The organism is Achromobacter sp. (genome assembly GCF_049647645.1).
Classification (GTDB): domain Bacteria; phylum Pseudomonadota; class Gammaproteobacteria; order Burkholderiales; family Burkholderiaceae_B; genus Achromobacter.
In genome coordinates, this window is record NZ_JBARYB010000250.1 from 1 (window position 1) to 9,642 (window position 9,642).

At 68.4% G+C, this 9,642-nt stretch carries 11 protein-coding genes; 6 read left to right on the plus strand and 5 right to left on the minus strand.

All coding sequences use genetic code 11. From position 1 onward, the window contains the following. Positions 1-162 precede the first annotated feature (162 nt). From WBB14_RS28750 to WBB14_RS28770, 5 genes are all read right to left on the minus strand, one after another. A complete protein-coding gene (locus WBB14_RS28750) occupies positions 163-1,065 on the minus strand; it encodes a DMT family transporter (RefSeq protein ID WP_424242770.1) in 903 nt (300 codons plus the stop codon). 155 nt (positions 1,066-1,220) lie between these two features. Then, positions 1,221-2,471 carry a D-amino acid dehydrogenase gene (locus WBB14_RS28755; protein WP_424242771.1) on the minus strand — a complete coding sequence of 417 codons (1,251 nt, stop codon included), beginning with the start codon at positions 2,469-2,471 and terminating at the stop codon, positions 1,221-1,223. Positions 2,472-2,579: 108 nt separating this feature from the next. Further along, the gene (locus WBB14_RS28760) at positions 2,580-3,017 is read right to left on the minus strand and encodes an Rrf2 family transcriptional regulator (RefSeq protein WP_424242772.1); all 438 of its coding nucleotides are present in this window, start codon (positions 3,015-3,017) and stop codon (positions 2,580-2,582) included. 62 nt (positions 3,018-3,079) lie between these two features. Next, complete coding sequence (gene hmpA, locus WBB14_RS28765; protein WP_424242773.1) at positions 3,080-4,297, minus strand: NO-inducible flavohemoprotein; 1,218 nt, start codon at positions 4,295-4,297, stop codon at positions 3,080-3,082. Between the two features lie 88 nt (positions 4,298-4,385). After that, positions 4,386-5,042 carry a 4'-phosphopantetheinyl transferase family protein gene (locus tag WBB14_RS28770; protein ID WP_424242774.1) on the minus strand — a complete coding sequence of 219 codons (657 nt, stop codon included), beginning with the start codon at positions 5,040-5,042 and terminating at the stop codon, positions 4,386-4,388. A 112-nt stretch (positions 5,043-5,154) separates the two neighbouring features. On the opposite strand from WBB14_RS28770, the gene WBB14_RS28775 reads away from it, so the two are divergent. The 6 genes from WBB14_RS28775 to WBB14_RS28800 are packed head-to-tail and all read left to right on the plus strand — an operon-like array spanning position 5,155 to position 9,502. Beyond that, positions 5,155-5,880, plus strand: coding sequence for a beta-ketoacyl synthase chain length factor (locus WBB14_RS28775; protein ID WP_424242775.1), 726 nt, complete (start codon positions 5,155-5,157; stop codon positions 5,878-5,880). Further along, positions 5,877-6,716 carry a lysophospholipid acyltransferase family protein gene (locus WBB14_RS28780; RefSeq protein WP_424242776.1) on the plus strand — a complete coding sequence of 280 codons (840 nt, stop codon included), beginning with the start codon at positions 5,877-5,879 and terminating at the stop codon, positions 6,714-6,716. The genes WBB14_RS28775 and WBB14_RS28780 overlap by 4 nt, the downstream gene beginning before the upstream one ends. Before the next feature lie 4 nt (positions 6,717-6,720). Beyond that, on the plus strand, positions 6,721-6,981 hold the full coding sequence (locus WBB14_RS28785) for a phosphopantetheine-binding protein (protein WP_424242777.1): 261 nt from the start codon (positions 6,721-6,723) through the stop codon (positions 6,979-6,981). Positions 6,982-6,998: 17 nt separating this feature from the next. Continuing rightward, positions 6,999-7,253: an acyl carrier protein gene (locus tag WBB14_RS28790; protein WP_424242778.1), complete on the plus strand. Its 255-nt coding sequence runs from the start codon at positions 6,999-7,001 to the stop codon at positions 7,251-7,253. Continuing rightward, complete coding sequence (locus tag WBB14_RS28795; RefSeq protein WP_424242779.1) at positions 7,250-7,798, plus strand: hypothetical protein; 549 nt, start codon at positions 7,250-7,252, stop codon at positions 7,796-7,798. Before WBB14_RS28790 ends, WBB14_RS28795 begins: the two co-directional genes overlap by 4 nt. A 3-nt stretch (positions 7,799-7,801) precedes the next feature. Next, a complete protein-coding gene (locus tag WBB14_RS28800) occupies positions 7,802-9,502 on the plus strand; it encodes an AMP-binding protein (protein WP_424242780.1) in 1,701 nt (566 codons plus the stop codon). Positions 9,503-9,642 lie beyond the last annotated feature (140 nt).

Sequence of the window (9,642 nt, forward strand, 5' to 3'; positions counted from 1 at the left end):
GGCCGCCATCGCCCGCATCGCCCGCCCCACGCCCGGGCTACGCGCCAGCGCGATGGCGGTTCTCTGGAACATGCTCATGGGCTCTCTCCCTATAAAGAGAGCCACTGTGCCGGGGCGGCCGGCGCGCGTCTTGAACGCCAGTGAACCCGCCGCCCGGAAGGTCTAGTCCAGCGCCAGCGAGCGGGCGCGGCCGAACAGCGGACGCTGCACCGTCTGCGCCAGCAGCACGCCGGCCAGCGTCACCGCGCCGCCCAGCAGGTGGTACGTGTGCAGTTGCTCGCGCAACAGGACGAAGGCGGCCAGCGCGGTGAACAGCGGCAGCAGGTTGATGAAGATGCTGCAACGGTTGGGCCCCAGGCGATGGACCCCTTCGATCCACAGGAAGGACAGCAGCACCGACGAGAAGATGCCGGCGTACAGGATCAGCGGAATCGTCTTCATGTCCAGCGCGGCCTGCGCCGCCGGCACGCGCAGGTACAGCGGCAGCATATAGAGCAGCGCGAAGATCGATTGCACGAAGGTGGATTGCCAGGCCGGCACCGGCACCTTCCAATGGCGCAGCAGCACGCCGTACAGCGCATAGGACAAGGCCGCCAGCAGCATCAGGCCGTCGCCGACATGGATGCCGTGCTGGAACACGCTCAGCATGTCTCCCTGCCCCACCAGGTACAGCAGTCCCAGGAACGACAGCGCGCCGCCGGCGGCCATGCCCAGGGTCAGGGGATCGCGCAGGATCACCACGCTGAGCAGCATGCTAAGCAAGGGAATCAGGGCGGTCAGGATGGCCATGTTGGTGGCGGTGGTGGTTTCGGCCGCGCGGTAGGACAGCGCCTGGAACACCGCCGACGACAAGGCGCCGTATAGCGCCAGCTTGGGCCAGTGGCGCAGGATGGTCTTGCGGTTGCGCCAGGCGGGGCCGGCCGTGAACAAGCCCATCAGGAACAAGGCCAGCACCAGCCGGTAGAAGGTGATGGCGGTGGGCGAGATGGCGCTGGCGGCCATCTTGGACACGATGACATTGCCCGCCCAGAACAGGATGGCGAACAACGGGAACAGGTAGGACATGGTGGTTGCGCTCGGAGAATGAGGGATGGGCTCCGGCCGCGCGCGGCGCCCTTCGGGGCGGTGCGCGCGGCAGAGTATCGCTATCCTATTGAGCGCTATTCAGTCCGTCTGCCGACGAAAAGGCAGGCACTATCGCAAAATGGACATCATCCGCATCAGGGGCGGAATGGCGCGGGATCCAGCGGCAGATCCAGCCCTCCCATCTGCGCCGTCAACAGCGCGGCGCTGCCGCAGGCCAGGGTGAAGCCCAGCGCGCCCTGCCCGATGTTGAGCCACAGATTGTCGGCCGCCAGGCTGCGGCCGATCAGCGGCTTGCCGGTGGGGGTGGCCGGGCGCAACCCCGCCCAGGGCTCGGCCTGGCGCAGGTCCAGCGCCGGGAAAGCCTCGTGCACCTGGCGCTTGAGCAGTCCGATGCGCGCCGTATCGATGCCGGCGTCGGCGCTGCCGATGTCGACCATGGCCGCGATCCGCAGCACGCCGCCCACGCGGGCGTAGACGATGCGCCGCTCATAGTCCGTCACGCTGATGCGCGGCGCCACCGACTCGTCGTCCTCATCCAGCGGCACGCTCAGGCTGTAGCCCTTCAAGGGATACAGCGGCACGTCCTGGCCCAGGGGCTTGAGCAGCGCGCGCGTGCCGATGCCGGTGGCCAGCACGATGGCGTCGGCGCCGATGTCGCCGTCGCGCGTGTTCACGGCCACGATGCGGCGGCCTTCGCGCTGCAGGCCCGACACCGGATTGGACATGGCGCATTGCACATTCGCCATGGACTGCAGGCGGTCGAACAGCGCCTCGGTGAACTGGCGGCAGTCGCCGGCCTCTTCGCTGGGGGTGTAGATGGCGCCCGCCAGGCTGCCGCCCATGCCGGCCAGCGCTGGCTCCAGCGCCAGGGTCTGCGCCGCGTCCAGCACCTGCTGGTCGGCGCCGTGGGCGGCCTGGTAGGCCACCAGCTGGCGCGCCTTCTCCAGCAAGGCAGGGCTGCGGTAGGCGATGAGCTTGCCGTTCTTGAGATGGCCGAAGGCCAGGTCTTCCTGCTCCAGCAGGGAGTGCATCACGTCACGGCTGAGATAGGACAGGCCAGCCAGCTGGGCAGTGGAAGCCTTGGCCACCGAGGCCCGGCACGCCAGCGCGAACTGCAGGCACCAGCGCCATTGGTGGGGATCCAGCCTGGGCCGGAAACGCAGCGGGGAATCCTCGCGCAGCAGCCAGCCCGGCACGCTGGGCAGCACGCCGGGGCCGGCCAAAGGCGCCACGTAGCTATAGCTGAGCTGGCCGCCATTGGCGTAGCTGGACACCTCGGCCGGACGCGCCTGGCTGTCCACCAGCACCACGTCATGGCCCTGGCGCGCCAGGAAATAGGCCGACGTGACACCCACGACGCCAGCGCCGATTACGCAAACCCGCATACTCATAGATCCAGAAAGACAGGGACACCACGCTATTCTGGAACGCGCCCCACCCGTCCGGCAAATGCCAAACTCCGCAGGGTCCATAACAAAACATCATGCCCCGCCTCAGGCGGCGCGGTGCAGCTTGATGATGGCCGCGGCCGTGGGATCACGCACCAGGTCGGCCAGGGTATAGCCGTTGAGCGCCTCGTAGAAAGCCTGCAGGGTCTGCGCCAGCACGCCGGACAAGCGGCATGAGCCGTCCAGCGCACAGGGAGGTTCGTGGCAATCGATCAGCGGCCCCTGCTGCTCCAGCTGCCGGATCAGGTCGCCCAGCCGGTAATCGCCAGCGGACCGCGATAGCCGCAGCCCGCCGCCCTTGCCGCGCGAGGTGCTGACCCAGCCCTGCTGCGCCATGAAGTGCACCACCTTCACCAGATGATTGCGCGACACGCTGAAGCGGTCGGCGATCTCCGGGATGGTGACTGCGGCGGACCGGTAGCCGCATTGCGTCAGGTACATCAGGACGCGCAGGCCGAAATCGGTGAATCGGGTCAGTTGCATGGCTGGGACGATAAGGTTGGGCGCTGGCGGCCCCGGGCATTCAGGCCGCCAGGATACACCGCTCAGGCGGGCGCGCCGCCGCTGCCGAAGGCTTCGGCATGGATGCGGTCTTCGGACACGCCCAGGCCGGTCAAGGCCTCGCGCTGCGCGCGCATGAAACCCGCCGGGCCACACAGGTAGTAGTCCGCGCCGGGCACGATGACCTCTTCGCGGATGGCGTTCAAATCCACCCGGCCGGCGTAGTCGTAGTCGCGCCCGGGCTGGTCGCCGTGGCCGACCTCCTCGTAGAACACTGCCTTGCGCACATTGGCGCGTTCGGCGGCGATGCCGTTGACGTGGTCCCGCATGGCGTGGACCGAATTGTTGCGGCAACCGTGCACGAAACGGATCTGGCGATCGTCGTTCAGGCCCACCAGATGGTTCAGGATGGAAACCATGGGCGTCAGGCCCACGCCGCCGCTAAGCAGCACCACCGGCGCGTTGCCTTCCTCGCGCAGATGGAAGTCGCCCTGGGGCGGCGCCACGTCCAGTACCCCGCCTTCTTCCAGGCGGTCATGCAGGGCGTTGGACACGCGGCCGGCCGGCGTATCGGCGCGGCCCGCTTCGCGCTTGACGGAGATGCGCAGGCGATCCCGCCCCGGCGCGTCGGACAAGCTGTACTGGCGCGGCTGCATCAGGCCCAGCTCAGGCACGAACACGCGCACCGACACGTACTGGCCGGGACGGTAGGCAGGCACCTCGCCGCCATCGGCCGGCGCCAGGTAGAAAGACGTGATCTCGGCGCTTTCGCGCTGCTTGCCCACCACGCGGAACGCGCGCCAGCCCGTCCAACCGCCCGGCTTGGCGGCCGATTCCGCGTACAGGCGCGCCTCTTCGGCGATCAGCAGGTCGGCCAGTTGCCCGTAGGCCGCGGCCCACGCAGCGATCAGTTCGTCCGTGGCCGCCTCGCCCAGCACTTCGCTGATCGAGGCCAGCAGATGCTTGCCCACGATCTGGTAGTGCTCGGGCCGTATGCCCAGGCTGACGTGCTTGTGCACGATGCGCGTCACCACCGGCGTCAGCACCGAAGGATCGTCGATGTGCTCGGCGTAGGCCGTAACCGCGCCGGCCAGCGCGTGCTGCTGCTCGCCGCCGGCCTGATGGGCCTGGTTGAAGACATGCTTGAGCTCGGGATTGTGCTTGAACATGCGGGCATAGAAATGCTTGGTCAGCGCTACGCCATGGGTCTTGAGAACGGGGGCCGTGCCCTTGACCAGGGCGCGGATTTGGGGACTCAACATCAACTGCTCCTTGTGGCGCGATCGGAATCGCCATTAAACATGCATTTATAATACATCTTTAAATGCCCGCTGAAAAACGCGCCGCGATTCAATCCTGTCCGGCTGCCCACTCGCCCAGGATGGCAAGCGGCGGTAACACGCAGGCGGCCCCGGCCCGCCATTGGGGACGCGCGGCGTCGTCAGCCTGCGCGCGCCACGCCACGGACGCGATCCAATCATCCCCCAGGCGATAGGAACAGGCGCGCCACGGCCCGGGCGGCGCGCGCAAGCGCCATCCCGCCTTGCCATCGGGCGCCAGGCCCACCGATGCCATGTCCGCCGGGAAATCCAGGCCCACGGCCTTGATGAAGGCTTCCTTCAGGGTCCACAAGAGATAGAAGAGCTCCAACTGCGCCGCTCCCTGCAGGCCGGCCAGCGCCTCGCGCTCGGCTGGCGCGCAGACCCACTCGGCCAGGCGCAAGACCTCGCGCGGCCGGATGCGCTCCAGGTCGGCGCCAAGCGCCCATCCCTGCGGCGCCGCTGCGCAGACCGCATGGCCGCCGCTATGGCTGAGCGAGGTGGCCGCGCCCGCAGCGGCTTGCCTGACGCTTTGTAGCAGCGCCCTGCTGACCCGCCAGTCGCCCTGCGCCTTCGAACTGCGCAACGCCGGGGCGCGCGCGGCATCCTCGGCCGACAGGTCCTGGCTGCGGTAGCAGACGGCGGCGCCTTGGTCCGCCCACCAGATGAAAAGTTCCTGAACGTTCACGGGAGAAAGTAACAAATAGCAAGCTGAAGTGTAAGAAACACCGGAAATATTGTGTATTATGTAACGTTTTAAATCAAAATGGCCTGATATTGCCATAGTAGAATCGCGCGCTATGTTGACGTTTTCGATCGCGCAATGGCAGGGTTGGGCGCAAGGCATCGATAGCCCCAGCGACTGGTTGGAATGGGCCGAACATCCGTTCTGCCCGCTTGAAAACCAGAACCCGCCCCGCCTGGACTTCCTGCCCCCCTTGCAACGCCGCCGCTTGAGCCCCCTGGCTCGCGGGGTGTTCGAGTGCGCGTGGCCGATAGCCGAAGGACGGCCCGCCATGCCGCTGGTGTTCGCCTCCCGCCATGGCGAAACCACGCGCAACTTCGGCTTGCTGCAGGCGCTGGCGGGGGACGAACCGTTGTCGCCCACGGCTTTCGGCCTGTCGGTGCACAACGCGATCGCCGCGCAGTGGTCGATCATACGCCGCGAAACCACGGAATCCGTGGCCTTGTCGGCCGAAGACGACGGCCTGGAACATGCCTTCATCGAAGCGTCCTTGCTGTTCGATGCGGGCCACGCGGACGTGCTCGTGGTACTGGCCGAGGAACGTCCGCCGGCGCCTTACTCGCCCTGGGTGGATGACGCGCCTTACTCTTATGCGCTCGCCCTGCACCTGCGCCCCGGCGCGGACTGGACGCTGGCCCTGGCCCCGCAAGCGCCGCATGCCGGCGACGCGGCGCAGGCCTGGCCCAACCCCCTTAACCTGCTGCGCCACCTCTTGCTGCGCACGCCCGACTGGCGGCACGCCAACCGCTCCCGACTATGGACCTGGACACGCACGGCATGACGAGCGCCACGCCTCCCCGGCAGGACTTCTGGCTCTGGCGGCTGTTCGCCACCGGCATGGCCTTCACGCTCTTCGGCTTGGGCGGCGTGCTGCTGCGCGTGCTGGTGTTCCCGCCGCAGCGCCTGCTGCCCGGCGACAAGGCGGATCGCCAACGCCGCGCGCGCAGCGCGCTGAATGGCACCTTCCGCCTGTTCATCCGCTTCATGGTCCGCACCGGCATCCTGACCGTGGAATTCAAGGGCGCCGAACGCCTCGGCCAGCCCGGCCAGATGATCCTGGCCAACCACCCCTCGCTGCTGGACGTGGTGTTCCTGGTCGGCCACGTCAAGAACGCCAACTGCATCGTCAAGCACGGCCTGGCGACCAATCCGTTCACCCGCGGCCCGGTGGCCAATGCCGGATACATCACCAACGACGAAAGCTTCGACATGTTCGACCGCGCGGCAGACGCGCTGCGCGCAGGCGAAACCCTGATCGTCTTTCCCGAAGGCACGCGCACGCCGCGCGACGCCATGCCGCGCTTCCATCGCGGCGCCTGCGCCATCGCGCTGCGCGGCGCGCGCGTGGTGACGCCCGTGGTCATCAGCATGAATCCCCGCAGCCTGACCAAGGGCGAACCCTGGTACCGGATCCCCCCCTGCCGCATGCGCTACGTGATCCGCGTGGGAGAGGACGTCGACCCCGCCGCCTTCAGCCGCGCGCATCCGCTGCCGATCGCAGGACGCAGGATGAATGATTACCTGCACGCCTATTTCGAAGCCGAGCTGGCGCGCGCCGCGCCCGCCGGCGCACTCATGAACGAACAACCGCCCCAGGCGGTGGAAGTGGAGTCCTGACCGGATGAACCAACTGGAATTTGAACTGAAGACCCTCGTCATCGAATCGCTGGGCCTGGAAGACATCGCGCCCGACGATATCGACAGCGACGCCCACCTGTTCGGCGACGGGCTCGGGCTGGACTCGGTGGACGCGCTGGAGCTGGGCCTTGCGCTGCAAAAACGCTACGGCATCGCCATCGATCCCGAAACGCGCAATATGCGCGAGCATTTCGCCAGCATCGCCAAGCTGGCCGAATTTGTCAGCGCGCAACGCCGCGCCTAATGGATACGGAGTCCAGAATGCATACCCGCGAGGAAATCTTCAATACGCTGCGCGGCGCGCTGGTCGAACTGTTCGAGATCGAACCGGAACGCATCACGCCCGAGGCGAACCTGTACACGGACCTGGAGATCGACAGCATCGACGCCATCGACCTCATCGACCATGTGCGCCGCCAGACTGGCCGCAAGCTCGACGCCAATGACTTCCGCACGGTGCGCACCGTCGAAGACGTGGTGCAAGCCATGTGCCAGAAACAGGATCCCGCCGCATGAAACGCGGCGTGGCGGCAGCCCTGGCCGTGGCCGGCATCGCCTATCCCTTCGCCGTCCATGCGGCGCTGGGACGGGTGAGCGCCGCATGGCTGGCCCTGCCGCTGGCCCTGCTGTGGCTGGCCCGCGGCCTGACCGCGGATACCGCCCGGCCGGGCGCGCGCCTGCTGCCCGCCGTGGCGGTGGCGTTCTGCCTGATCCTGGCCATCTCGAATTCGCAAGCCTGGCTGCGCTGGTATCCGGTGCTGGTCAACGGCATGATGCTGGTGATCTTCGGCGCCAGCCTGCGGCGCGGCCGCCCCGTGATCGAACAATTGGCCCGGCTGCGCCACCCCGACCTGCCGCCCGCGGGCGTGCGCTACACCCGCAACGTCACCCGCGTCTGGTGCGCCTTCTTTGTCCTGAACGGCAGCGTGGCCGCGGCGCTGGCGGCCTGGGGGCCCTGGAGCTGGTGGACCGCCTACAACGGCGCCGTGAGCTATGTGCTCATGGGCTTGCTGATGGCGGGCGAATGGCTGCTGCGCCCCGCGGCTGCCAAGGCGGCGTAAGACATGGCCTGGACCGACCTCGCGCAGCTGCTGTTGCCCGCCCCGCCCGACTTGGCCGGCGCCCTGGTCGCCGATGAGCCGCCCCTGACGCGCGAAGCATTCGCGCGCGCCAGCCTGCAGGCCGCCGGCGCATTGCAGGCGCGGTCGCTGCGGCGCGTCGCGCTCTGGTTCGAAGACGCGGCCCAGATGGCCATCGCGCTATTCGCCTGCTGGCGCGCCGGCGTGGTCGCGATCCTGCCGGGCGACGCCCAGGCGCAGACCTGCGCCACGCTCGACGCCACGGTGGATGCCTGGCTGAGCGACGCGGAACTGCCGCTGCCGGCGCAACGGCTATGCCGGTTGGCCGACCTGCAAGACGGCGCACCGCTGGCGCCCGCCGCGCTGGACCCGGCGCTGACGCTGGTGCTGTGCACCTCCGGATCCAGCGGCACGCCCAAGCATATCGCCAAGCACTGGCGGCAATTGATGGAAGAAGTCCGCGCGCTGCAGCAGCAATGGCCCGATGCGCGCGGTCCCGTGCTGGGCAGCGTATCGGCGCAGCACATGTACGGCCTGCCCTTCAGGGTGCTGTGGCCCCTGTGCGCGGGACGCCAGCTGGACCGGCTCCAGCGCCTGTACCCGGAAGAGCTGCAGCAGGCCAGCCTGCGCCATCCGGCCTGCACCTGGATCGCCAGTCCCGCGCTGCTGCGCCGCCTGGGACAACGGCTGGACTGGACCCGGCTGCGCGGCCGGCTGACCCGCATCCACTCCTCCGGCGGCGAACTGCCCGCCGAGGCCTCCGACCATATCGCGCAGCATCTGGGCCTGCGCCCCAGCGAGATCTACGGCAGCTCCGAAACCGGGGCCGTCGCCTGGCGCGAAGGCAACCGTTCCTGGCGGCCGCTGCCTGGCGTGGCCGTGGACCTCAACGGCGAAGGCGCGCTGCGCGTGCAATCGCCCTGGGTCAACCCGGCCGAGGCGCAGACCGCCGACGGCGCGGAACTCGCCGATGGCGGCTTCCGCCTGCTTGGGCGCCTCGACCGCATCGTGAAGATCGAGGAAAAACGCATTTCCCTGCCCATGCTGGAGCAGGCGCTGACGCGCCATCCCTATGTGGCGGAGGCCCGCCTGGGCGCGCTGGCCGGCGCCGCGCGCCTGGCGGCCCTGGTAGCCCTGTCGGCTGGCGGCCTGCATGCCTTGCGCAACCAGGGCCGCAAGGCGGTGGTGGACGCATTGCGCGCGCACCTGGGCGCCGGCTTCGAATCGCTGGCCATCCCACGCACCTGGCGCTTCTTTGCGCAACTGCCCGCCAACGCCCAGGGCAAGCTGCCGCGCAGCGTATTCGAAGCAGCCGCCGGCCCCCGGCCGCTCGCGCCCGCAGCGGTGGCACTGTCGCGCCCGGCGGATCACGAATGCCGCTACACGCTGGAAATTCCCTACGACCTGGCCCATTTCAGCGGCCATTTCCCCACCGCCCCGGTGGTGCCCGGAGTGGTCCAGATCAGTTGGGCCATGTCGCTGGCGCAACGCGACCTCCATCCTGAATTGCGCTTCGCGGGCATGGAAGCCCTGAAATTCCAGCGGCTGCTGCGCCCGGGCGACGTGGCCGTGCTGGCGCTGAAATGGGACGCCTCGAAGCAGAAGCTGTATTTCGCCTTCACGCTCAACGACGCGCCCTGCTCTTCAGGCCGCATTCTGCAGGCGGGCAGCCATGACCCCGCATAAGCTCTGCGCACTCATTCCCGTGTACAACCATGGCGCCACGGTTGCCGCCGTGCATGCGCAGCTCGCCGCGCAGGGCCTGCCCTGCGTGCTGGTGGACGACGGCTCCGCGCCGGCTTGCGCGGCCACGCTGGATGCGCTGG

What these genes read in the sequence shown, in the direction of transcription:
- WBB14_RS28750 (WP_424242770.1), bottom strand. Translation starts at nt 1,065, where the DNA reads ATGTCCTACCTGTTCCCGTTGTTCGCCATCCTGTTCTGGGCGGGCAAT.
- WBB14_RS28755 (WP_424242771.1), bottom strand. Translation starts at nt 2,471, where the DNA reads ATGCGGGTTTGCGTAATCGGCGCTGGCGTCGTGGGTGTCACGTCGGCC.
- WBB14_RS28760 (WP_424242772.1), bottom strand. Translation starts at nt 3,017, where the DNA reads ATGCAACTGACCCGATTCACCGATTTCGGCCTGCGCGTCCTGATGTAC.
- hmpA (WP_424242773.1), bottom strand. Translation starts at nt 4,297, where the DNA reads ATGTTGAGTCCCCAAATCCGCGCCCTGGTCAAGGGCACGGCCCCCGTT.
- WBB14_RS28775 (WP_424242775.1), top strand. Translation starts at nt 5,155, where the DNA reads ATGTTGACGTTTTCGATCGCGCAATGGCAGGGTTGGGCGCAAGGCATC.
- WBB14_RS28780 (WP_424242776.1), top strand. Translation starts at nt 5,877, where the DNA reads ATGACGAGCGCCACGCCTCCCCGGCAGGACTTCTGGCTCTGGCGGCTG.
- WBB14_RS28785 (WP_424242777.1), top strand. Translation starts at nt 6,721, where the DNA reads ATGAACCAACTGGAATTTGAACTGAAGACCCTCGTCATCGAATCGCTG.
- WBB14_RS28790 (WP_424242778.1), top strand. Translation starts at nt 6,999, where the DNA reads ATGCATACCCGCGAGGAAATCTTCAATACGCTGCGCGGCGCGCTGGTC.
- WBB14_RS28795 (WP_424242779.1), top strand. Translation starts at nt 7,250, where the DNA reads ATGAAACGCGGCGTGGCGGCAGCCCTGGCCGTGGCCGGCATCGCCTAT.
- WBB14_RS28800 (WP_424242780.1), top strand. Translation starts at nt 7,802, where the DNA reads ATGGCCTGGACCGACCTCGCGCAGCTGCTGTTGCCCGCCCCGCCCGAC.